The 22,777-nt window shown below is 65.9% G+C and carries 25 protein-coding genes; 12 read left to right on the top strand and 13 right to left on the bottom strand.

Going from position 1 to position 22,777, the window contains the following annotated elements:
- Positions 1-58 precede the first annotated feature (58 nt).
- From GFS60_RS03915 to GFS60_RS03905, 3 genes are read left to right on the top strand one after another with little or no spacing between them, the layout of a single operon-like run.
- Positions 59-1,042, top strand: a complete 984-nt coding sequence (locus GFS60_RS03915) for a metal ABC transporter solute-binding protein, Zn/Mn family (protein WP_159919058.1) — start codon at positions 59-61, stop codon at positions 1,040-1,042.
- 13 nt (positions 1,043-1,055) lie between these two features.
- Entirely contained in the window at positions 1,056-1,937 is an 882-nt protein-coding gene (locus GFS60_RS03910; RefSeq protein WP_159919057.1) for a metal ABC transporter ATP-binding protein, read from the top strand.
- Positions 1,934-2,833, top strand: a complete 900-nt coding sequence (locus tag GFS60_RS03905; protein ID WP_159919056.1) for a metal ABC transporter permease — start codon at positions 1,934-1,936, stop codon at positions 2,831-2,833. Before GFS60_RS03910 ends, GFS60_RS03905 begins: the two co-directional genes overlap by 4 nt.
- Positions 2,834-2,909: 76 nt before the next feature.
- On the opposite strand, the gene GFS60_RS03900 is transcribed toward GFS60_RS03905, so the two are convergent.
- Genes GFS60_RS03900 through GFS60_RS03885 form a run of 4 tightly spaced genes read right to left on the bottom strand, consistent with a single transcriptional unit; the run spans position 2,910 to position 5,809 of the window.
- Entirely contained in the window at positions 2,910-3,437 is a 528-nt protein-coding gene (locus GFS60_RS03900) for a DUF3558 domain-containing protein (RefSeq protein WP_236603368.1), read from the bottom strand.
- Positions 3,434-3,847, bottom strand: a complete 414-nt coding sequence (locus tag GFS60_RS03895) for a hypothetical protein (protein WP_159919055.1) — start codon at positions 3,845-3,847, stop codon at positions 3,434-3,436. The genes GFS60_RS03900 and GFS60_RS03895 overlap by 4 nt, the downstream gene beginning before the upstream one ends.
- A 49-nt stretch (positions 3,848-3,896) precedes the next feature.
- Positions 3,897-4,655, bottom strand: coding sequence for an ESX secretion-associated protein EspG (locus tag GFS60_RS03890; RefSeq protein WP_159919054.1), 759 nt, complete (start codon positions 4,653-4,655; stop codon positions 3,897-3,899).
- A complete protein-coding gene (locus tag GFS60_RS03885; protein ID WP_159919053.1) occupies positions 4,652-5,809 on the bottom strand; it encodes a hypothetical protein in 1,158 nt (385 codons plus the stop codon). Before GFS60_RS03885 ends, GFS60_RS03890 begins: the two co-directional genes overlap by 4 nt.
- 128 nt (positions 5,810-5,937) lie before the next feature.
- On the opposite strand from GFS60_RS03885, the gene GFS60_RS03880 reads away from it, so the two are divergent.
- The 3 genes from GFS60_RS03880 to GFS60_RS03870 are packed head-to-tail and all read left to right on the top strand — an operon-like array spanning position 5,938 to position 8,252.
- Entirely contained in the window at positions 5,938-6,696 is a 759-nt protein-coding gene (locus GFS60_RS03880; RefSeq protein WP_159919052.1) for a LamB/YcsF family protein, read from the top strand.
- Positions 6,696-7,316, top strand: coding sequence for a 5-oxoprolinase subunit B family protein (locus GFS60_RS03875; RefSeq protein ID WP_159919051.1), 621 nt, complete (start codon positions 6,696-6,698; stop codon positions 7,314-7,316). The genes GFS60_RS03880 and GFS60_RS03875 overlap by 1 nt, the downstream gene beginning before the upstream one ends.
- A gap of 54 nt (positions 7,317-7,370) precedes the next feature.
- Complete coding sequence (locus GFS60_RS03870) at positions 7,371-8,252, top strand: biotin-dependent carboxyltransferase family protein (protein ID WP_159919050.1); 882 nt, start codon at positions 7,371-7,373, stop codon at positions 8,250-8,252.
- 64 nt (positions 8,253-8,316) lie between these two features.
- Here GFS60_RS03870 and rlmB read toward each other — a convergent pair whose 3' ends face one another.
- From rlmB to carD, 5 genes are read right to left on the bottom strand one after another with little or no spacing between them, the layout of a single operon-like run.
- The gene (gene rlmB / locus GFS60_RS03865; protein WP_109326520.1) at positions 8,317-9,285 is read right to left on the bottom strand and encodes a 23S rRNA (guanosine(2251)-2'-O)-methyltransferase RlmB; all 969 of its coding nucleotides are present in this window, start codon (positions 9,283-9,285) and stop codon (positions 8,317-8,319) included.
- Positions 9,286-9,287: 2 nt separating this feature from the next.
- A complete protein-coding gene (cysS, locus tag GFS60_RS03860) occupies positions 9,288-10,682 on the bottom strand; it encodes a cysteine--tRNA ligase (RefSeq protein ID WP_109326519.1) in 1,395 nt (464 codons plus the stop codon).
- Positions 10,683-10,693: 11 nt separating this feature from the next.
- The gene (gene ispF, locus GFS60_RS03855; RefSeq protein WP_159919049.1) at positions 10,694-11,170 is read right to left on the bottom strand and encodes a 2-C-methyl-D-erythritol 2,4-cyclodiphosphate synthase; all 477 of its coding nucleotides are present in this window, start codon (positions 11,168-11,170) and stop codon (positions 10,694-10,696) included.
- On the bottom strand, positions 11,170-11,850 hold the full coding sequence (gene ispD / locus GFS60_RS03850) for a 2-C-methyl-D-erythritol 4-phosphate cytidylyltransferase (protein ID WP_159919048.1): 681 nt from the start codon (positions 11,848-11,850) through the stop codon (positions 11,170-11,172). Before ispD ends, ispF begins: the two co-directional genes overlap by 1 nt.
- A gap of 17 nt (positions 11,851-11,867) precedes the next feature.
- Entirely contained in the window at positions 11,868-12,356 is a 489-nt protein-coding gene (gene carD, locus GFS60_RS03845; protein WP_109326516.1) for an RNA polymerase-binding transcription factor CarD, read from the bottom strand.
- Between the two features lie 263 nt (positions 12,357-12,619).
- Here carD and GFS60_RS03840 point away from each other — a divergent pair, with 263 nt between their 5' ends.
- Both GFS60_RS03840 and radA read left to right on the top strand, forming a co-directional pair.
- Positions 12,620-13,255, top strand: coding sequence for a copper chaperone PCu(A)C (locus GFS60_RS03840; RefSeq protein WP_159919047.1), 636 nt, complete (start codon positions 12,620-12,622; stop codon positions 13,253-13,255).
- 47 nt (positions 13,256-13,302) lie between these two features.
- On the top strand, positions 13,303-14,688 hold the full coding sequence (gene radA / locus GFS60_RS03835) for a DNA repair protein RadA (RefSeq protein WP_159919046.1): 1,386 nt from the start codon (positions 13,303-13,305) through the stop codon (positions 14,686-14,688).
- 60 nt (positions 14,689-14,748) lie between these two features.
- On the opposite strand, the gene GFS60_RS03830 is transcribed toward radA, so the two are convergent.
- The gene (locus GFS60_RS03830; protein WP_159919045.1) at positions 14,749-15,312 is read right to left on the bottom strand and encodes a PaaI family thioesterase; all 564 of its coding nucleotides are present in this window, start codon (positions 15,310-15,312) and stop codon (positions 14,749-14,751) included.
- 87 nt (positions 15,313-15,399) lie between these two features.
- Here GFS60_RS03830 and disA point away from each other — a divergent pair, with 87 nt between their 5' ends.
- Complete coding sequence (disA, locus tag GFS60_RS03825) at positions 15,400-16,485, top strand: DNA integrity scanning diadenylate cyclase DisA (protein ID WP_109326508.1); 1,086 nt, start codon at positions 15,400-15,402, stop codon at positions 16,483-16,485.
- Positions 16,486-16,533: 48 nt separating this feature from the next.
- Here disA and GFS60_RS03820 read toward each other — a convergent pair whose 3' ends face one another.
- Entirely contained in the window at positions 16,534-17,238 is a 705-nt protein-coding gene (locus GFS60_RS03820) for a FadR/GntR family transcriptional regulator (RefSeq protein ID WP_159919044.1), read from the bottom strand.
- A 194-nt stretch (positions 17,239-17,432) separates the two neighbouring features.
- Between GFS60_RS03820 and GFS60_RS03815 the strand changes: the two genes are divergently transcribed.
- The 3 genes from GFS60_RS03815 to GFS60_RS03805 are packed head-to-tail and all read left to right on the top strand — an operon-like array spanning position 17,433 to position 21,313.
- The gene (locus GFS60_RS03815) at positions 17,433-18,878 is read left to right on the top strand and encodes an aspartate ammonia-lyase (protein ID WP_159919043.1); all 1,446 of its coding nucleotides are present in this window, start codon (positions 17,433-17,435) and stop codon (positions 18,876-18,878) included.
- On the top strand, positions 18,875-20,365 hold the full coding sequence (locus GFS60_RS03810; RefSeq protein WP_159919042.1) for an amino acid permease: 1,491 nt from the start codon (positions 18,875-18,877) through the stop codon (positions 20,363-20,365). Before GFS60_RS03815 ends, GFS60_RS03810 begins: the two co-directional genes overlap by 4 nt.
- Positions 20,366-21,313 carry an asparaginase gene (locus GFS60_RS03805; RefSeq protein ID WP_159919041.1) on the top strand — a complete coding sequence of 316 codons (948 nt, stop codon included), beginning with the start codon at positions 20,366-20,368 and terminating at the stop codon, positions 21,311-21,313. It begins immediately after the preceding gene.
- Positions 21,314-21,318: 5 nt separating this feature from the next.
- Here GFS60_RS03805 and GFS60_RS03800 read toward each other — a convergent pair whose 3' ends face one another.
- Both GFS60_RS03800 and GFS60_RS03795 read right to left on the bottom strand, forming a co-directional pair.
- The gene (locus GFS60_RS03800) at positions 21,319-22,089 is read right to left on the bottom strand and encodes a hypothetical protein (protein WP_159919040.1); all 771 of its coding nucleotides are present in this window, start codon (positions 22,087-22,089) and stop codon (positions 21,319-21,321) included.
- Between the two features lie 59 nt (positions 22,090-22,148).
- On the bottom strand, positions 22,149-22,775 hold the full coding sequence (locus GFS60_RS03795) for a carbonic anhydrase (RefSeq protein ID WP_159919039.1): 627 nt from the start codon (positions 22,773-22,775) through the stop codon (positions 22,149-22,151).
- Between the last annotated feature and the right edge of the window lie 2 nt (positions 22,776-22,777).

The raw sequence follows: 22,777 nt of genomic DNA, 5'->3' as shown, positions 1-22,777 counted from the left end.
AAGTGCAACGGTAACGGTTTCCAATAGCATTTAGCTCGTCTTCTGTCAGGAGTTTTCTGTGCGCGCTTCCTCAGGCTTTCGTGTCGCAACGGCCGCCGTCGGGCTGTCCTTCGCCGCTGCCCTCACCCTCACTGCGTGCAGCTCCGACACGTCGAGCGACGGCGCCTTGACGGTCGTCGCGTCGACGAACGTGTGGGGCAGCGTCGCGCAGGCGGTTGCCGGCGACAAGGTCGAGGTGAGCTCGATCATCACCGAGCCGTCCTCGGATCCGCACTCTTTCGAGGCGAGCCCCACCGACGCCGCCAAGCTCACCGACGCGTCCCTCATCGTCTACAACGGCGGCGGATACGACCACTTCGTCGATGACATCATCAACACCGGCAACGGCGACCAGCTCTCGGTCAACGCATTCGAACTCTTCGGAGCCGGTGCACACGCAGGCGAGACCGCGCACGAGGGTGAAGAGGCCGGGCACGAAGGCGAAGAGGCCGGCCACGAAGGTGACGTGCACGAACACGGCGAGGTGAACGAGCACGTCTGGTACGACGTCGCGACCGTCGACGCGACCGCACATGCCATCGCGGAGAAGCTCGGCCAACTCGACCCCGACAACGCCGACGTCTACACCGCCAACGCCGAAACCTTCCACGGCCGGCTCGCGGAGATCACAGCCGTCACCGACGGCATCGCGGCCGCGCACAAGGACGCGCCGATCGCCCAGACCGAGCCCATCGCGCATTACCTCGTCGAGTCGGCGGAACTGAACGACGTCACCCCCGCCGACTTCACCAGTGCCATCGAGAACGGCAACGATCCCGCGCCCGCCGCAATCGCAGCCACGCGCCAGTTGATCACCGACAAGCAGGTGAAGGCCGTCGTCTACAACACCCAGACGCAGGACAAGGTCACCGAGGACGTGCGGGCCACCGCGGAGGCCGCAGGAGTCCCCGTCGTCGAGGTAACCGAAACCCTGCCCGAGGGGTTGGACTACATTCAGTGGCAGACCAACACCGCCCAGGCCCTCGCCAAGGCGCTGCAATAGAACTGATCGGCTTGTGACGGAACTCTCTTCGACGAACACCGAACACAGCAGTCGCATCCCCGCAGTCGAACTGACGGGGGCGCGACTGTCTTTCGGCGAACGCACTTTGTGGCAGCATCTCGATCTCACCGTCGAGCCCGGCGAGTTCGTCGCCGTTCTCGGACCCAATGGCTCCGGCAAGACGTCACTGCTCAAGGTGTTGCTCGGGCAGCTGGGCCTCGATTCCGGGACCGCGAGAATCGCAGGATCACCGGCCCGAGCCGGAAATTCGAACGTCGGGTACATCCCGCAGCAGAAGTCGCTCGACGACGGGCTTCCCCTCCGGGGACGTGACCTCGTCGGTCTCGGTGTCGACGGCCACCGGTGGGGAACCGGGCTGCTGCGCCGGGGACATCGCCGGGCGATCGTGGATGCAGCGATCGCCGAGGTCGGTGCAGAAAGTTACGCCGACGCACCCGTCGGTTCGCTGTCCGGCGGCGAGCAGCAGCGGTTACGGATCGCTCAGGCACTCGTCGGAGATCCGCAGATACTGCTGTGCGACGAACCTCTCCTCAGCTTGGACCTGGCCAATCAGAGTCTCGTGTCGAGCCTCATCGATCGGCGCCGGCGCATGCACGACACCGCGGTGTTGTTCGTCACCCACGAGATCAATCCCATTCTGCCGCTGGTCGACCGGGTGCTGTACCTCGTCGACGGCCAATTCCGTATCGGCACACCCGGCGAGGTGATGACCTCCGAGGTGCTGTCCGAGCTGTATCGCACCGAAGTCGAGGTCCTGCACGTGCGGGGACGTCTCATCGTGATCGGCACCGGCGACGCCATCGACGCACTCGGCAGCGCCGGCGGACTTCGCCCCGGCGAAGGTGTCCACCACACGTGCGAGGAACACGCATGAGCAACAAGTTCACCGATGCGATGTCGCACCTGTTCGATGTCTCCGCCACCATCGACCTCTTGCAGTACGACTTCGTCCAGCAGGCATTGATCGCCGGTGCCATCCTCGGTTTGCTGGCAGGCGTCATCGGGCCGCTGATCGTGAGCAGGCAGATGTCGTTCGCGGTTCACGGGACCAGCGAGCTGTCGCTGACCGGTGCGTCGGCCGCACTGCTCGTCGGTATCAGTGTGGGTGCAGGAGCCATCGTCGGTTCCGTGGTGGCTGCAATCTTGTTCGGCTTACTCGGAGCGAAGGCACGCGACCGCGACTCGGTGATCGGCGTGATCATGGCCTTCGGTCTGGGACTGTCCGTGCTGTTCATCTGGTCGTACGAAGGCCGTACCGGCACGAGCTTCTCTTTGCTGATCGGTCAGATCGTGGCGCCCGGAAACAGTGGGCTTGCGCTGCTGCTGCTCTGCGCTGTCGTGGTGATCGGGGTTCTCGCCCTCATCTACCGGCCTCTACTGTTCGCCAGCACCGACCCCGACGTCGCCGAGGCGCGCGGGGTGCCGGTGCGTGCACTGTCGATCGTGTTCGCAGTGCTCGTCGGCATCACCGCGGCCCTCGGAGTGCAGATCGTCGGGGCGCTGCTCGTGATGGCTCTGCTCATCACGCCCGCGGCGGCTGCAGCCTTCGTCACGGCGAGCCCGGTGAAAGCGACCATTCTGTCGATCGCCTTCGCGGAACTCGCGGCAGTGGGCGGCATCCTGCTGTCCCTGGCCCCCGGAGTCCCCGTCTCGAGTTTCGTGACGACGATCTCCTTCGTGATTTACCTGATCTGCCGCCTCGGCGGCTCCAGGCGTCGGAAGAACGCGGGACGCGTCGCCGCGGGACGCGTCGCCGCGCACACGCACTGAGCCGCCACTCCCCGCGCCTCGACGGCCGAATCGGCCCTCACAGGTCGACGAGTGGCGCCTCAGTACAGGCTGCGGCCTACAGGTGGTCGGGGAAATACGGCGCCAGCGTCATCGCCACCTTCGTCGCCTGATCACACGCAGCGTCGACCGTCGTGAACTCCTCCAACTCGCTGTACCCGATCATGAACTCGAGAATCCCCGGCTCGATCGCCACCGACACCGTGCACGCACTCCCACCACGGAAATCCGCCACCAGCGCGGGGCGACCGCCAATCGTCGTCTCACTCAGGACGGTGAAGCGGTCACTCGACTCGACACTGCTGAAAGTCTCGGCGATGGAGGAGATGACGACGCCGAAGTCCGGGTCGCGCGAGCGGAATGAGCAGGAACGATTCGCGACCTCATCTGATAGCCGAGAACCTGCGCGTACATCGATCCCGGCCGCGCTGATCGATTCTTGTGAGAGGTCGTTACACGGGTGGTATGAAATCTCATGGACGACCGGTGTCGCAGTCCCACCATCTGCGGGTTCCGCACAACCGACCAGCCCACCGGCCGTCACCACGCCGAGCACCATCACGATGGCACCCGAGCGCACCTTCACAGGCGAGCTCCGGCCGAACCAAGATTGGCTGCGATAGCCGAGTCTTGCTCGTTGTAGCGTGCAAGGACTGCCTCGAACATCGATTTCATGTCCTTCGCGTAGGCCTGATGTGCTCCGAACAGCCCTACTGCTGTGTTGGCGAACTCGATGTCATCGCCGCCGACGGCCTTCTCGTCGAACTTCCGCACGAGTTCTTTAGCGGAGTCGATGTCTAGTTCACCGATTCCGAGATTCGTCGCGCGCAGTTTCTGCCGAGCACTGTCGGCTAGGTCCGCCATCAGCTCCGCATGCTCCTGACACAGCTTGATGCACTGCTCGATGCCGGCGGGGTCGAGTTCGAGCCTGCCGCTTCCGACCACGTTCTCGGTGAAAGCCTTCCATCCGGCTTCCGGTGCGTCCGGACCAGCCATGTTCGTGTCCCCCTTGGTTGTCGTCCCCACCCTGCACGTCGTGGCAAATCTACCAACCGCGGGCGGTCGTCGAGCCTGCTCGCTGGGTGGTACCGACTCGGATCAGGGTGTCGAGCCTCGATACGAGTTCACGAGGTCCTGCCGGGTTGGCTGCGCCGGGATCGTGTGGGCCGATGGCATAGCGTCCGTCGCCCGCGATGTCGATCCAGTGCAGAGCTCCGATGTCCCTGCCGGCGCCGTAGCGGGGACCGCGGAAGACTCGGATCTTGCCGCGGCCCGCGTATCCCTTCTGAACGGCGGTTTCGAGTCGGGCGGGGGCGACCCGATTGACCTCCTGCAAGATTCCTTGTGAGAAGTGGGTGCCGTCGTCGTCGCGCCGCTGGAATCGGCGGCGGCCGGCGGCGTTCGGTGGGATAAGGCCGATCAGCTGGGCGCCCAGTTGCCCCGCCGCGCCGGTCCCGATCACCACGTCGCCACCGACCTGCGGTGCCCGGCCGGGGAGTTGTGTCGCGATCACCGACCATTGTCGGTGCTGCGCGCCGATGATTCGGATCGGCGCCTCGTCGGCGGTGGAACCGGAGATTTCGACATACACGTCGGGTTCGGCAAGCATCTCCAACGCCGCCCGCACATCGTCGTGCTCTGCTCCCCCGAACGTTTCTCGTATCCGGTTCTGCTCTGCGACATATGCATTGAGCCCGGCATGTGGGCTGACGATCCGAAACGGGTAGGGCATGCGGTCCTGCCCGGTACCGGACCACAGTGCGTTGAAAAGCTCCGGTCGCAGCTGCCAATTGCGCATGCTCATGCACCGATCACCGGCGGTGACACGAGGGGCAGCTTGCCGATCAACTCGTTGCCGTTGTCGAGTGTGATCAGATAGTCGGGGGTCTTGTGCTCCTTGTCCTCGCCGGTGCCCCTGGCTCCTCCGGCTCCCCCGCCCATCATTCCGGCGCCCATCGGCCCGGTTCCACGCACACCGGAACCGGCGCGCCCGCCACCGGCGACCCCAGCGACACCTGGTTTTCCACCCGTCCCCGCGACCGAACCCGATCGTCCACCGACCGCGCTACTGCCGCCCAGTCCGCCGGACCCGACCCCGAGAGCGCCACCCGCGCCACCGCCGCCCACACCACCTGCTCGCGAGCCACCGCCCGAGGACGAATCGACACCGTGCGGCATACCCGTCCGGCTCTGCGCCTGATCACCCGTCGCGGAGGCCGGGGCCGTCGTGGCCGGTGCTGTGGCCGCTGTCGGCGCGGTTGCCGCATTCTGCTCAGTGCCATCTGCGTTGGGCGCGCTGTCCGCAGCGGTGGATTCGCCCGCGGGAGCTTCGCCGGGAAGCGGCTGCACTGCGCTCGGTCCACCAATCCGATCGCTCGAATTCGGGGCACTGCTTCCGTGGTCGACACGGGGACCGGACGGACCCGAGGGGACGTCGACCCTGCTTCCCGGTTTTGTGAACTCGGGAACGGAGCCGTCCGAGGTGGCGAGGCCCGGGTTGTAGACGGTGGCCATCGCGTCCCGCGCTTCGCCTTCGCGGCGGTAGACCTCGTCTTCCGTATCGGTATCCCAGGGTGTCAGCTTGTCCCAGAGCCCGGTGCCCACCGTTCGAGGCACTCTGCCTCGAAGAGCCGTGACGGTGTCGATGAGCGGAGTCAGCGCGCTTGCAACACCGTGTAGTTGGTCGCGCGCCTCAGGTGCGGAGCCGGCGTAACGCTCCGTTTCGGCGTACGCCGCAGAGGCCGCGGCGCCCTGCCAACTCTCGCGGATCTGTTTCTTGACGGCGTCACTGAAGGCGATGATGGTTTCGCCTGCTGCCGAACCCAATTCGGTCCATGCTCGGGCGACGGCACTGATCTGATTTCCGTCCATGCCGGCGACGGCATTCGCGATGCGTGCGTGGTCCCATCCGTCGGAGTGAAAATTTTCCGGGTCTTTGATGTACTCCGGATCAGCCACGAGTCCCCTCCCGATCAACGCACTGCCGAACACACTTATTTGTTTCGACGCAGCAGGACCCACATCGGTTCCACCCGCCCCTGCCAGAGAATCTACAAGACGGGGGCGAGAACCCTAGTATCGAATATGTGCCGGCCATCGATCTGAACAGTGATCTCGGCGAGAGTTTCGGGGCGTGGACTCTCGGCGACGACCTCGCGATGCTGAAACTCGTGACCAGTGCAAACGTGGCGTGCGGTTTCCATGCCGGTGACCCCACGACGCTGCTGTCCACGTGCAGATCGGCGGCCGACCTGACCGTGCGTATCGGCGCGCAGGTCGGTTACCGCGATCTCGCCGGCTTCGGACGAAGATTCATCGACGTCACACCACGCGACCTCACCGCCGACGTCGTCTATCAGATCGGCGCCCTCGACGGGCTCGCGCAGGTGTGCGGCTCTGCGGTGGCGTATGTGAAACCGCACGGCGCGCTGTACAACGCGATCGTCCATCATCGTGAGCAGGCGCGCGCGGTGGTCGCCGCAATCCGTGCCTACGACGACACTCTCCCGGTCCTCGGCCTGCCCGGTTCGGTGTTCCTGGAGGAAGCGGAGGCCGCTGGCCTGCGGACCGTCGCCGAGGCCTTCGCCGACCGTGCCTACACACCCGAGGGCACGCTGGTACCGCGCACGACAGCTGGGTCCGTGCTTCACGATCCGGCGGTCGTTGCCGAGCGGGTACGCCGGTTGGCGCTCGACTCCACACTCGAAGCCGTCGACGGCACCCTGCTGGCGATCGCACCCGAATCCGTCTGCGTTCACGGCGACACCCCCGCGGCCGTGGAGATGGCCGCGTCCATCCGGCAGTTGCTCGATGCCGAGGGCATCACAGTGGAACCGTTCGTCTGATGCGGGTACTCGACGTCGGAGATGCTGCGGTCCTCGCCGAGTTCGAAGACCTCGACACCGTCCTCGCCCATTTCCGTGCCCTCGACGAGGCCAGGCCGCCGGGGGTCGGCGAGATCGTTCCGGCCGCCCGCACCATCCTCGTCAGATTCGATCGTGCCGCAACCAGCCGCGACCGCGTCGTCCGATGGTTGCGAACCACCGAACCGCGAACGGGCGCACCCGAGGACACGTCGGAGCACCTACAGATCAGCGTCCGCTACGACGGGCCCGACCTCGAGGAAGTGGCCGAGCTGACCGGCCTCGGGGTCGACGGGGTGATCGAGGCGCACACCGGCACACCCTGGACGGTGGCCTTCTCGGGCTTCGCGCCGGGATTCGGCTACCTCACCGGAGGTGCGCCGGAATTACACGTTCCGCGGCGATCCACGCCGCGAACATCCGTTCCGGCCGGTGCTGTCGGCCTCGCCGGCGAGTTCACGGGAATCTATCCGCGCAGCTCACCCGGCGGGTGGCAGCTCATCGGCAGCACGGACGAACGCATCTGGGATGTTCAGCGAACTCCTCCAGCGCTCCTGACTCCCGGCGTCGTTGTGCGCTTCGCGCCCGTGAGTACTTCTTAACCACCCCTTGTTAATAAGTACTCACGGGGGGTGGTGGTGCGAGACAATCGGCCCATGGCTTGGCTCGAGGTTGTGCGCACCGGACCCTTCACCACCGTGCAGGATCGGGGCAGGCCCGGATACGCCTCGGTGGGAGTCGGTGAGTCCGGCGCTGCCGACCGCGTCGCCCACGACTGCGCAAACCGGCTCGTAGGCAACAGGTCCGGGGCCGCCACTCTGGAAATTACACTGGGCGGCCTCGCCGTGCGCGTCGCGGGCACCGTGTCGGTTGCGGTCACCGGTGCGCGGGCGCCCGTCACCGTCAACTCGCGACCGCAGCCCGACTACACGATGCTGCACCTCGAGTCCGGTGATCTGCTCGAGGTGGCGTATGCGTCGGAAGGTTTACGTAGCTACCTCGCGGTGCGCGGGGGTGTCGATGTTCCGCCGGTGATGGGCAGCCGCTCGAGAGACACGCTGTCGGATCTCGGCCCGGACCCGGTGGCCGAGGGTGATCGAATCCTCGTCGGAGCGGATTGCACCGACTGGCCTGCCGACGAATTCGCGCCCCCGCCCGCAGCTCCCGAGAATCCGTTGATGATGCGGGTTCGACTGGGACCCCGCGACGACTGGTTCACCAAGGCATCGGTCGACGCGCTCCTGCGGGAAACCTGGACGGTGAGCTCCGACACCAACCGCGTGGGCGCACGTCTCTCCGGGCCGGGACCTCTGCATCGAGCGATTACCCGTGAACTGCCCAGTGAAGCGATGGTGGCGGGAGCCTTGCAGGTGCCTCCCGACGGCCGGCCGATCCTGTTCCTCGCCGATCATCCCGTCACGGGTGGGTATCCGGTGATCGCGGTCGTCGTCGAGGACGACCTGCCGATGGCCGCACAATTGCGCCCCGGCCACCGAATGCGCTTCCACCGGATGGTCGCGCCGACGATCCCGCGATGACCCCCACGAGTGTCACAAAGATACGGCGGCCGGAGCCCACGACACTTCGGTGATCGCGATCCGGCTAGCTCCGGCGGCGACGCGCGATGTCGGCGAGTACGACGCCTGCGGCGACGGAGGCGTTGAGCGACTCGACGGGCCCGGCCATGGGAATGCTCAGGATGGCGTCGCAGTTCTCCCGAACCAGACGCGACAGGCCCTTGCCCTCCGAGCCGACCACGACCACGACGGGACCGCTGCCGTCGAAGTCGTCGAGAGTGGTGTCACCGCCCGCGTCGAGACCGACGACCTGAACACCCTTGGATGCCCAATCCTTCAGCGTACGAGTCAGATTGGTGGCGCGGGCGATCGGCAGCCGGGCCGCCGCTCCCGCACTCGTCCGCCAGGCCACCGCGGTCACCGCTGCGCTACGGCGCTCCGGGATGACCACACCGTGTCCGCCGAACGCAGCCACCGATCGAACGACGGCACCGAGGTTGCGCGGATCGGTGATGTTGTCGAGGGCCACGAGCAACGGCGCCTCTTGATGCTTACGGGCCTCCGCGAGGAGATCGTCGGGGTGCGCGTAACGGTACGGCGGCACCTGCAGCGCGATTCCCTGGTGCAGGCCGTTGGCGCTGAGCCGGTCGAGATCGGTTCGCGGAACTTCGAGGATGGAAATGCCGGCGTCGGCCGCCCGCTGCACCGATTCCTTGAGGCGGTCGTCGCTCTCGGTGCCGACCGCGACATACAGTGCGGTCGCCGGGACACCGGCGCGCAGGCACTCGACGACCGGATTGCGGCCCAGCACGGTTTCGGGTCCGTCGAGGACCTTGCGCCCTGCGGTCTGCCTGCCGCGACCCGGCTGCTTTTCGGCCTCACGACTGGCCCTGGCTGCCCGCTTGGCCGCGGGATGTTTGGTGCGGGCCTCGGCGGGCGGAGTGGCGCCCCGTCCCTCGAGTCCCCTGCGACGCTGGCCACCGGAACCGGCGACCTGCCCCTTCTTCGTACCCGACTTGCGGACGGCTCCGCGCCTGCTCGAATTTCCAGCCATTACTACTGTCCTGCCTTGAGAGACCACTCGGGCCCGTTGGGGGTATCGGTGACCTCGATGCCCGCCCGGATGAGGCGGTCACGCACCTCGTCGGCCACAGCCCAGTTCTTCTCGGCCCGGGCACTCTGCCTGCGCTCGAGTTCGGCCCGGACCAGTACGTCCAGGGCGTCGGTTGCCGCGGACGCATCCGCGGTGTCCTGAGTCCAGTGCGGATCGAGGGGGTCCACACCGAGAATTCCCATCATGGCCCGCACCTGCGACGCGATCTCGCGGGCACCCTCGAGGTCTCCCCCTTCGAGAGCGATGTTGCCCTCACGCACACGGCCGTGTACGTCGGCGAGCGCGGCCGGGACGGCGAGATCGTCATCGAGAGCGCGACCGAACGCCTCCGTCCAACGACCGACGGGAACCTCACCGGCACGCTCACAAGTCCGGTTCACGAATGATTCGACCCGGCGGAACGCCGCGGCCCCCTCGTCGAGAGCGGTGTCGGAGTACTCGAGCATCGACCGGTAGTGGGCGCTGCCGAGGTAGTACCGAAGTTCCTGCGGCCGAACCTTGTTCAGCACGTTCGGCACGGAGAGCACGTTGCCGAGCGACTTCGACATCTTCTCGCCACCCATGGTGACCCAGCCGTTGTGCAACCAGTACTGCGCGAAACCGTCGCCGGCGCACTTGGCCTGTGCGATCTCGTTCTCGTGGTGCGGGAAGACGAGGTCGAGTCCGCCGCAGTGAATATCGAACTCGGCACCGAGGTAGAACTCGGCCATTGCCGAGCACTCGAGGTGCCATCCCGGGCGGCCACGACCCCACGGCGTCGGCCACGACGGCTCTCCGGGCTTGGCCGCTTTCCACAGCGTGAAGTCACGGGGATCCCGCTTGCACTCGCCGGCACTCTCGCCTTGATGCACGTCGTCGAGCTTGTGCCCCGACAGGCTGCCGTAGCTCGCGTAGCTGCGCACGTCGAAGTAGACGTCACCTCCCGAGGCGTACGCGTGACCGTTGTCGATCAGTCGCTGCATCATCTCGACCATTTGGGTGACGTGCCCGGTAGCCCGTGGCTCGATCGACGGCGGAAGGACTCCGAGCTGCTGATACGCCCAGGTGAAGGATCGCTCGAATGTGGCGGCCCATTCCCACCAGGGGCGCCCGGCTTCGGCGGCCTTGTTCAGGATCTTGTCGTCGATATCGGTGACGTTGCGCACGAACGCCACGTCGAAGTCGTGGGCGAGTAACCAGCGTCGCAGTACGTCGAAGGCGACGCCACTGCGCACGTGCCCGATATGGGGGTCGCCCTGCACCGTGGCTCCACACAGATACACCGATGCGTGTCCAGGGGCCAGCGGAACGAAGTCACGCATGGCCCGCGTCTCGGTGTCGAATAGGCGCAGGGTCACGACCAGCGATCTTACCTGGCGCTTTGAGTAGGGATGACCAACGCGGTGGCCACCGCGGCGATCCCCTCGCCCCGCCCAGTGAGTCCGAGACCGTCCGTGGTGGTCGCGGACACCGAAACCGGTGCGCCCAGAATGTCACTCAACACCTTTTGCGCTTCGTCTCTGCGCGGGCCGATCTTCGGCCGATTCCCGATCACCTGGACGGCGGCATTGGCGACACCGAATTCTTCCTCGCCGAGGAGTCGTCGCACCTCGGCGAGCATTGCGGCACCGCTCACTCCCGACCATTCCGGCCTGCCCGTGCCGAAAACCGAACCCAGGTCCCCGAGCCCCGCGGCCGACAGCAATGCGTCACACAGAGCGTGGACCGCGACATCGCCGTCCGAGTGACCGGCACACCCGTCCTCGCCCTCGAACAGAAGACCTGCCATCCAGCACGGCCGTCCCTGCTCGATCGGATGGACGTCCGTACCGATGCCGACGCGCACTAGTTCGCTCCCTCTTCCACCAGCGCGCGGGCCAGCACGAGATCCAGCGGTGTGGTGATTTTGAATGCGGTGGGTTCTCCGACGATGCTGCGAACCTGCTCACCCAGGCGCTCCACCAGGCCGGCATCGTCGGTCGCGGTGCCATCCGCGGCGGCGTAGGCACGCCGGAGCAGTGGTGCGACGAAGCCCTGTGGCGTCTGGACCGCCCGCAGTTCGGACCGTTCGGGTGTTCCGGTCACCGCCCCGAGAACGTCGACGGTCTTGATCGTGTCCGTCACCGGGAGGACGGGGATGACGGCGCTGCGCCCGCAGCGCAGTTCCGCAACGACCCGGGCAATGAGCGATGGGGGCGTGAGCGCACGCGCAGCATCGTGGACCAGCACGTATTCTGCGTCGTCCGCGACAGCGAGGCCCGCGCGCACCGAATCTGTCCGTTCGCTGCCACCGGGCACGACGACGACTCCATCAGGCAGAGTGCCGCGCGTGGAATCGACGAGCTCTTCCGGCACGATCACGACGACGCGGTCGACAGCCCCCGACTGGAGGAGCCCGTCGACCGCGCGTACAAGCATGGTCTTCCCACCGAGATCAACGAATGCCTTGGGCGTCATCTCACCCAGACGCACTCCTTGACCAGCGGCGGGAACCAGCGCGACTACAGGACCTCGGTCTTCGGTCACTGCGACGTCGCCGCTGTCTAGGACGCGGCCGCGAGGACCTCGTCGAGGATTGTCTCGGCCTTGTCGCTGTCGGTACCTTCGGCCAACGCCAGCTCTCCGACAAGAATCTGCCGGGCCTTCGCGAGCATGCGCTTCTCCCCCGCGGACAGGCCGCGGTCCTGCTCGCGACGCCACAGGTCACGAACGACCTCGGCGACCTTGTTCACGTCACCCGACGCGAGCTTTTCGAGATTCGCCTTGTAGCGGCGAGACCAGTTGGTGGGTTCTTCGGTGTGCGGTGCCCGCAAGACCTGGAAGACCTTGTCGAGACCTTCCTGACCGACTACGTCACGTACGCCTACATACTCTGCGTTGTCTGCGGGAACCCGTACAGTGAGATCGCCCTGAGCAACCTTGAGAACGAGATATTCCTTCTGCTCACCCTTGATGGTGCGGATTTCGATAGCTTCGATCAGCGCCGCACCGTGATGGGGGTATACGACGGTGTCTCCGACCTTAAAAATCATCTGTCCCGTGCCCCTTTCGATCTTTCGAGTTTAACACGTGACCGGTTCCAGGTCGCATCAACGGTGCAGGTCAGGGGCACCGAGGCCTGATCGTAGGGGTTGACAGCGCCTGCGATACGTGCATCTCACGGGCTCCGAACTGGCAGTTCTTCGAGGCCGAAAGTGCACGCAGACAACCGTTGTGAGTACCCAGCGACCGGGCCGTACGAGGGAACTACTACTCTGCCTAGTTGGAGTGCGAACCTGACACTGGAGGACAACCCGTGACTGCTCTCGACAAGCCGACTCGCCGAGTCGCGACCGCCGTTGCTCTCGCTGCCGGCGCGGCCCTCACGCTGTCCGCTTGCGGTGCGGGACAGATCACCCAGACCTCGAATCAGGTCGCCGCGGTCAACGGCAACGGCGCCGACCTCGGATCGATCGCTCTGCGCAACGTGCACGTCGTGTACCCCAACTCGGACGAGTACAGCATCGAGGCCGGCGGAAAAGCGGTCCTCGCGTTCACCGCGATCAACAACAACGAAGATGCCGCCGACAAGCTGACCAAGATCAGCACCGACGTCGCCAAGACCGTCACCATTCGTGATGCTGCCGGCGGCCAGGAGATTCCCCCGCAGACGGCGCTCGTGGCCGGAGACGTCGCGCAGGACGCCGTGGAGGGTGGTCAAGCCGAGCAAGAACGTGACCAGGCTGCCGAGGTTCCGAGCGATGTCGTCCTGGTCACGCTGGACGATCTGAAGGAGGGTGTGCGCCCCGGCCTCACCTTCCCCGTCACCTTCACGTTCGAGAAGGCCGGTGAGGTCACGGTGTCCGTTCCCGTCGACGCCGGTCACGAAACCGAGCGTCACGTGTCCGACAAGTCCGCGGGCACGCAGGCCGAAGGCGGCGGCGGGCACTGACAGCCGCCCGGGGCCGGTCTGTCGGACCGGCTCTCTAGGCTGCGTCGGTGGCCAAACTCAAGTCCAGTTTCCGGTGTTCGTCGTGTCAGTGCACCGTGCCCAAATGGGTCGGCCGCTGTCCCGAGTGCGGCAGCTGGGGATCGATGGACGAGGCTCCGATCCTCGCGCCGGTGGCGAGTCGTCCAGGCGCATCGCTCGCGAAGGCCGGGGCGGGGGCCGTTCTCCCGTCCACGCCGGCGACCCCCATCACGAAGATCGACAGCACATCCACTCAGGCCAAACCCACCGGCATCGGTGAACTCGACCGCGTCCTCGGCGGTGGTGTGGTCCCCGGGTCGGTCGTTCTCCTCGCGGGCGAACCGGGCGTCGGCAAGTCCACGCTTCTTCTCGAGGTCGTGCACCAGTGGGCGCGGCGGGGCCCGGACGACCGATCGCTCTACGTCACGGGTGAAGAGTCCGCCGGTCAGGTACGGCTACGCGCCGACCGGACGGGCGCGGTGCACGAGCGGGTCTATCTCGCCGCCGAATCCGACCTCGCGACCATCCTCGGTCACGTCGAACAGGTACGTCCCACCCTGCTGATCGTCGACAGCGTGCAGACCATGCTCGCCGCCGACGTCGACGGTGTCGTCGGCGGCGTCACCCAGGTCAAGGCCGTCACCAGTGCGCTCACCTCGCTCGCGAAAGCCAGCGGTGTCCCGGTCCTGCTGATCGGCCACGTCACGAAGGACGGCGCCGTCGCGGGTCCGCGGTCGCTCGAACACCTCGTGGACGTGGTCCTGCACTTCGAGGGAGACAAGCACTCCACACTCCGCATGGTGCGCGGGGTCAAGAACCGCTTCGGTGCCGCCGACGAGGTGGGGTGCTTCGAACTCCGAGAAGACGGCATCGCCGGCATCAGCGACCCGTCGGGACTGTTTCTGCACCACCGCGCCGAAGCTGTGCCCGGAACCGCCGTCACGGTCATGATGGACGGCAAACGGCCTCTGCTCGGCGAAGTCCAGGCGCTCGTGGCCGCAACATCCATGCCCGCACCCCGGCGCGCGGTGAGCGGGCTCGACAGCGCACGTGTGGCCATGGTGCTGGCCGTGCTGGACCGCCGGTGCGGAGTACCGATCGCCAAGAACGACGTCTACGCGGCTACGGTCGGCGGCATGCGGATGACCGAACCGTCTGCAGACCTGGCGCTGGCACTCGCCGTCGCCTCCGCGGTCAAGGACAAGCCCGTTCCCGACGGGCTGGTGATCCTCGGCGAAGTCGGGCTGGCAGGTGAGGTCCGGCGGGTTCCCGGTGTCGGGCGCCGGCTCGCCGAAGCGGCCCGACTCGGATTCAACCGGGCCCTCGTTCCGCTCGACTCCGGTGCTGCCCCTCCCGGAATGAAGGTCACCGAGGTCGGGAATCTCGGAGCGGCCATCGCTTCCCTGCGCATATGAGCAAGCCGTAGCTTGACCGCGCACATGAGCAAGCCGTCGCTTGACCGCGCATCTAGACAACTAGATCGACGACGTGCCGAACGGCATGTCCGGAACCCCGTCCACGAAGGTCTTGGTCTTCTCGAAGTGTTCGGCCGTGACGGTGAGGAACAACCCCCGCGAGGTGGCCACAACCACGTCGGGGTCGGTGTTCGGCCCCTCGACGATGCGCGCCTCCGCACTGGCGTAGACCTTGCGGCGGATCGTTCCGTCGATGCGCGCGTGAAATTCGAGCACCGAGCCCAGCGGAATGGGCCGCGCGAAGTCGATCTCCAGATGACCGGTCACCACCGGACCGTCCACGGTCGCCCGACACGCCATGCCCAGTGCCTCGTCGAACGCTGTCGACAGGATGCCGCCGTGGATCACTCCCGGACCGCCCTGATAGCGAGGGGCCACCTCGAGACGTCCCCACACGTCGAGGTTCTCCCCGGCGGTGAAGCTCATGGACATACCGGCCGGCGACTGGTCGCCGCACCCGAAGCACCGACTCCAGTGCTGCGGCACGGGCTGACCTGCAGCGGGGAAGGTGCCGACCGGTTCCGGCAGGGTCAGGTCGTCGGGCAAAGTCCAGGTACTACTCATGGATAGGTAATCTAAACGCGGGTCCGGGCCCTATTCCCCGACGGCCCTGTACAAAGTGACGTCTACCTCAGCGGGGAGTGTTTCGCGATGAACGATGCAGAGTCGTCGTCTGCGCTGCGCGAAACCATTGCCCGGCTGGCTCCCGGAACGGCGCTTCGGGACGGCCTCGAACGTATTCTCCGCGGCCGCACGGGCGCACTGATCGTCCTCGGTTACGACGAGCAGATGGAAGAAATCTGCGACGGCGGCTTCGAGCTCGACGTCGAGTTCGCTCCCACCCGGCTGCGTGAGCTGTCGAAGATGGACGGTGCCGTCGTCCTGTCCACGGACGGTTCGCGCATCGTCCGCGCCAACGTCCAGCTGGTTCCCGACCACAAGATTCCCACCGTCGAGTCCGGCACCCGGCACCGCGCCGCCGAACGCACGGCGATGCAGACGGGATATCCCGTGGTGTCCGTGAGCCAGTCGATGAGCATCGTCAGCGTGTACGTCGGCGGAATACGCCACGTCATCGACGGGTCTGCCACCATCTTGTCCCGGGCCAATCAGGCGGTGGCCACCCTCGAGCGGTACAAGGCGCGCCTCGACGAGGTCACCCGTCAGTTGTCGGTCGTCGAGATCGAGGATTTCGTCACCCTCCGCGACGCGCTTACCGTAGTGCAGCGGCTCGAGATGGTGCGCCGCGTGTCTGTGGAGATCGAGCAGGACGTACTCGAACTGGGCACCGACGGCCGACAGCTCGCCCTCCAACTCGAGGAGCTCGTCGGCGACAACGATGTGGCACGGGAACTGATCGTCCGCGACTATCTCGCCGGTTCGGGACCCGCCCCTGCACCCGATGTCGAGAAGTCGTTGACTGCCCTCGACAAGATCACCGACGCCGACCTGCTGGACCTGACGACCCTGGCTCGTGCGTTCGGATACCCGGGAACGATCGAAGCGCTCGAGGCCCCCATGAGTCCACGTGGGTATCGCGTTCTCACCCGAGTTCCCCGCTTGCAGTTCAACCAAATTCACCGGCTCGTCGGCTCGTTCGGGACTCTGCAGTCGCTGCTTGCCGCAACGGCCGCCGACCTGCAGTCGGTGGAGGGGATCGGCGGCTTGTGGGCTCGACACATCAGGGAGGGCCTGTCCCGGCTCGCCGAAACGTCGATTTCCGGTCCCTACGACTAGTTTTCGCCCGACCGGAATGTACGAGCCGAACTCCTACGATCGATCCGCCTAATAGGCCTCGCCGACAACGGATTCCAGTGCGACACGCACGGCATCGAGGTGTTCCGCCATGGCCTTGGCGGCCACCTCGTAGCTTCGGGACTCGATCCCGTCGACTATCCGGTCGTGTTCGTCGTTCGACCTCTGCTGCCGGCCGGCGACCAGGTTGAGCGTTTCCGACTGCCGGGTCAGCGCTTCACGAATATCGACGACGACCGACTCGAACACGCGATTGCGACTGGTCCGGGCGATCAGCGCGTGGAACTGGGCGTCCAGGGACACCCACACCAAGGGGTCGTCCTCGTCGCGCATCTGACCGGCCAAGCCGCGCAATGCGGCAAGGTCCTCGGCAGAGTGCCGCTGCGCCGCCCATCCGGCAGCGGGGATCTCCACATGAGGGCGCGCCTCGACGAGCTCGTTGGCGGCGTAATTCCCGAAGTCGAGGTCGCGCGCGATCGAATCACTGATGACGAACGTGCCCAGACCCGATTTGGTCTCGGTCAGACCCAGCGCATGACATGACCGCAGCGCCTCGCGGATGACGGAACGACTGACCCCGTGCCGCGCCGCCAACGACGCTTCCGACGGGAGCCGCTCACCGACGGCCAGCTCACCCGAGGTGATGGCGGCGCGCAGGTCCGCGAGAACAGCTTCGGCGGCGCTGACCCGCGCGGTCACGGGACGCCTGGCTGCCCAGCTGTCTGACAGGTTCATGGCAACATTCTTCTCACGACCAGGCAAATGCGTCAACCTGCGCGAATCGAGGGGTTGACGACCGCAAGTGAGCCAAGTAACAATGTCACCTGTCTGACAGCCTGGCAGGTAGGTAGGTGGGCAGCTCTACCAACTGCCTCTCCGAGCGCCGCGGGACCACTGCTAGCGCGAATCCACGTGAGGAATGAAGTCAAGTGCTCGAAACGAGAACAGAACACGACCTACTCGGGGACCGCCAGGTGCCCGCAGAGTCGTACTGGGGTATTCACACGCTCCGTGCGGTGGAGAACTTCCCGATCACCGGTCGGCCGATCTCGACGAACCCCTCGTTGATTCGCGGACTCGCCTTCGTCAAATGGGCGGCATCGAGCGCCAACGAGAAGCTGGGCATTCTCGACCACCGCCGCGCCGAGGCGATCGGCCAGGCCTGCCGCGAAATTGTCGAGGGCCGCTGGCACGAGCAGTTCGTCGTCGATGTGATCCAGGGTGGCGCCGGGACGTCGACCAACATGAACGCCAACGAGGTCATTGCCAACCGGGCGCTCGAAATTCTCGGTTACGATCGCGGCGAGTACCAGCACCTGCACCCCAACGAGCACGTCAACCTCAGCCAATCGACCAACGACGTCTATCCCACGGCAGTCAACATCGCCACGATTCTGACGATCGAGGATCTGCTCGACGCCCTGCGGGTGCTGCAGGAGGCGTTCGCTTCGAAGGCCGTCGAGTTCGCCGGCACGGTGAAGATGGGCCGCACCCAACTTCAGGATGCGGTCCCGATGACGCTCGGACAGGAATTCGCCACCTACTCGGTGATGATCGACGAGGACCGCGCACGACTCGGGGAAGCAGCGCTACTGGTCCACGAGATCAATCTCGGAGCCACCGCAATCGGGACCGGTCTCAACGCCCCCGCCGGGTACGCCGAGGCCGCGTGCGACAAGCTGCGCGAACTCACCGGACTTCCCCTCGTACTCGCCACCGACCTGGTGGAGGCCACCCAGGATGTGGGCCAGTTCGTGCACCTGTCCGGCGTCCTGAAGAGGATCGCGGTGAAGTTGTCGAAGGTCTGCAACGACCTCCGTCTCCTGTCCTCCGGGCCGCGGGCGGGACTCAACGAAATCAATCTGCCGCCGGTGCAGGCGGGATCTTCGATCATGCCCGGCAAGGTCAATCCCGTGATTCCGGAAGTGCTCAACCAGGTGGCCTACGAGGTCATCGGTCATGACGTCACCATCACGATGGCCGCCGAATCCGGCCAGCTGCAACTCAACGCCTTCGAACCGATCATCGTGCATTCGCTGTCGGACGGAATGCGGCATCTGGCCGCCGCCTGCCGCATCCTGGCCGACAAGTGCGTTCTCGGGATCACCGCCAACACCGAACTTCTGCGTGCCCGGGTCGAAGACTCGATCGGACTCGTCACCGCGCTCAATCCGTACATCGGCTATACCGCGTCGACCCGTATCGCGCAGGAAGCGCTGGTGTCCGGCCGTAGGGTCGCCGACCTCGTGATCGAGGCCGGACTACTCGACCGAGACGAACTCGATCGACTACTCAGTCCGGAGCACCTCGCCAACCTGAGGGCTGGTACGGCAACTCAGGCTCCCGTTCCGACGACCGCTGGAGTGGTGTCATGACGATCGAAAAAGACGGCCCGAGTCAGACACACGACATCTTCGTCGAGGAAGATCTGGGGTACCGAAAGGCACTCGGCCCTCGGCAGATTCAGATGATCGCGATCGGTGGTGCGATCGGCACCGGTCTGTTCATGGGCGCCGGTGGACGCCTTCATCAAGCAGGACCCGCCCTTGTTCTCGTCTACGCCCTCTGCGGATTCTTCGCCTTCCTGATTCTGCGGGCACTGGGCGAGCTGGTGATGCACCGTCCCACGTCGGGTTCGTTCGTCTCGTACTCGCGCGAATTCTTCGGCGAGAAAATGGCATTCGCCGCCGGCTGGCTCTACTGGCTGAACTGGGCGATGACCGCGGTCGTCGACGTCACCGCAGTAGCGCTCTACATGAACTTCTTCAAGAAATACTGGGCGCCACTGGGAGACGTCGACCAATGGGTATTCGCCTTGGCGGCAGTAGCGCTCGTTTTGACACTGAACATGGTGTCGGTACGCGTGTTCGGTGAATTGGAATTCTGGTTCGCGCTCATCAAAGTCGTGGCGCTGGCCGCCTTCCTCTGTTTCGGGGTCTACTTCGTCTTGTTCGGTACCCCCATCGATGGCCACACCTCCGGCTTCAGCATGATCTCCGACAACGGCGGGTGGTTCCCCAATGGCATCCTGCCCGCGATCGTGGTGATTCAGGGCGTCGTATTCGCCTACGCATCCATCGAATTGGTCGGCACCACGGCCGGGGAAACCAAGAATCCGGAGAAGGTGATCCCCAAGGCGATCAACACGGTGATCCTCCGGATTCTCGTCTTCTACGTCGGATCCGTCATGTTGTTGGCGCTACTCCTCCCCTACATGGAATATCACGCCGGCGAAAGCCCGTTCGTCACCTTCTTCGGAACGATCAACGTCGAAGGCGCAGACGCGATCATGAATCTCGTCGTACTCACCGCCGCACTGTCCTCACTCAATGCCGGACTGTATTCGACCGGACGAATACTGCACTCGATGGCCATGGCAGGGTCTGCGCCCGCGTTCGCGGCGAGGATGAACAAGGCGGGCGTCCCCTACGGCGGCATCGCTCTCACGGGATTCGTCATTCTCCTCGGTGTCGGACTCAATGCGATCGTTCCCACTCAGGCGTTCGAGATCGTCCTCAACCTGGCCGCCCTCGGGATCATCAGCGCCTGGGCCGTGATCGTGTTGTGCCAGTTGAAACTCTGGAAGTTCGCGAAGGAGGGGCGTCTCGTCCGGCCGAGCTTCCGGATGTTCGGCGCCCCCTACACCGGCCTTCTGACGTTGGCGTTCCTCGTCGGGGTAGTCGTGCTGATGGCCTTCGACCACCCCGTCGGAACGTGGACCGTCGGATCGATCGCCATCATCGCCCCGCTCCTGGTGATCGGCTGGTACGCCTGCAGAAACCGCATCCGCGACCTGGCCGCCGCACGAGATGGCAGCATGTCCATCGATGACTACCCGACCGCCTCGCAGGGAGGACAGTAAGTGCCTACAGTCGCCGTCGTCACCACCGGGGGCACCATCGCGAGCCGACGCGACGAGGACGGTGTGAGCCGTCCCGTCGTCACCGGCCCGGATCTGCTCGCGACCGGAGCCGAGCGGGCGGCCACCGAGGTCCGCGTCACCGATGTGCTGTCGAAGGACAGCTCGTGCATGACCTTCGCCGACATGGATCGGGTATGCGAGGCAATCGCAGCGGAACTCCGCGACCCCACTGTCGCCGGGGTGGTCGTTCTCCACGGAACCGACACCATGGAGGAAACCGCGTTTCTGGTGGATCTGCATCACGCCGATCCCCGGCCGGTCGTCTTCACCGGGGCACAACGGACCTTCGATCATCCCGAGTCGGACGCGCAGGCCAATCTCACTGCCGCATTGTCGGCCGCCACCGATCCGGCCATGCGTGGGCGGGGAGTGCTGATTTCCTTCGGCGGAAAGCTTCATCCGGTTCCGGGGGTCCGCAAGGCAGACACGACCGCGCTCGATGCGTTCCGGTCCGTCCGCACCCCGATGCACCGACACCGGCCCGAGCCACTGCCCTGGCGTCCGATCTCCGGCGTCCGTGTCGACGTCGTCGCGATCTACCCGGGGACGGATCGTGTGCAGTTCGACGCGTGTCGCAGCGCCGGCGCGCACGGCGTGGTTCTCGATGCGCTCGGATCCGGCAATGCGAACCCCGGAATCGTCGAGGCGGTACGCGAATGCGTCGCGGCGGGTGTGCCGGTCGCCGTATCCACCCGCGTTCCGTACGGGTCGATCTCCCCCACTTACGGCGGAGGTGGAGGCGGCTCCGACCTCGTCGCGGCCGGGGCCCTATTCTCGACCGACCTCAGAGCCGGACAGGCCCGCATTCTTCTCGCGGCACTGCTTGCCGACCCTGACCAGACCGGCCTGGAGAAGGAATTCGATCGCCGATCCCGGATCGAGCTGTAGCCCGGTCAGCTCAGGTTGAACGGTTCCGGCGCACTGCGCAGCTGTCCCAGCTGCCCCACCACGGTGTATGCGCCGGGACCCACCGGGTCGCGCTGCGGTTCCGGCTGGGTGAGGCAATCCGGTGCGGACGTCTTGGCAGACCACTTCACCGTGAACTGAGCCTGCTCGCCGGGGGCGAGGGTGCGCAGGTCGGCCGCGGACTGCGGGAAGCAGTCGATGTTGGACCACAGCCGGACGCTGCCGTCGATCGTGTACACCAGCACCTGCTGCAGGCTGCTACCGAGGTCGCGCTGGCACGGCGTGGTGCCGATGTTGGTGATGACCGTCGTGAAACTCGGCTCTTCCCCCGGAAGGTAGGTCGGCTTGTCGGCAGCGACCTTGATGGCCAGGGATTGGTCCGGGCACTGGCCGGCTGCAACGGCCTGACCGCTGGCAGCTGCACTCGTCGACCCGGCACTCCTCGATGCTCCACTGGTCGAGGAGCCCGAGGCACTTGCCGTGCCGGAGCCTTCATCGCCGGCCGCGGCAGCTCCGCCGCCCCCACCCGAGCCGCCGGAACCACCACTCGACGGCGAACCCGACGCAGTCGGTGAAATCGACACCGGCGTGGTCAACGACGAGCTGGCCGCCGCGGGGTCGGTCCCGGAATCGTCCCCACCGCGGAGGGAACTGATCAACCAGACCACCAAGAGCAGCACGACGATGGCGCCGCCGATCGCCAGCGCCCTGCGGCGCCAGTAAATCTCGGGGGGCAACGGTCCATTCGGTTCCAGCACGACGTCAACGGTAGTTCGGCAGCGTGCGGGTACGGCTCAGCGGGTGCGGCGTGTCGCGGTCAGTCCGTGAGCTCACCGATGTCTCCGACGGCGCCCTGCAGGTGGGTGCGGCCGTCGGACAGCTTGTACGTGACACCGGCGATGGCGCACGCGCCGCTCTCCACCTTCTCCGCGATGATGCGCGACCGCTGCATGAGCAGCGCACCGGTCTCCACCACATGGCGACCTTCGAGTTCGTCGACGGTACTGAGGCCCTCGCGGCGTCCCTTCAGGATCGACGGCGCCACACGTTCGACGATGCTGCGGATGAATCCGGGGGGGATGTTGCCGTCGTCGAGGGCGTCGAGCGTCGCCTTGACGGCGCCACAGCTGTCGTGACCGAGCACGACGATGAGCGGCACGTTGAGCACCCCGACGGCGTACTCGATCGACCCGAGAACCGCGTCGTCGAGGACGTGACCTGCGGTGCGGACGACGAACATGTCGCCGAGCCCCTGGTCGAAGATGATCTCGGCGGCGACGCGGGAGTCTCCGCAACCGAACAGAACGGCCGTGGGGTGCTGGCCGTCGACGAGCTTCGCACGATCGGCGACGCCCTGACTGGGATGGAGCGAGGTGCCGTTGACGAACCGCTCGTTACCCTGGCGTAGGGACTTCCATGCAGAAACCGGGTTGGAGTTAGGCATGA

Source organism: Rhodococcus sp. WAY2 (genome assembly GCF_009859915.1).
In the GTDB taxonomy this organism is placed as follows: domain Bacteria; phylum Actinomycetota; class Actinomycetes; order Mycobacteriales; family Mycobacteriaceae; genus Rhodococcus_F; species Rhodococcus_F oxybenzonivorans.
This window is presented reverse-complemented; position numbering and strand designations above follow the sequence as displayed.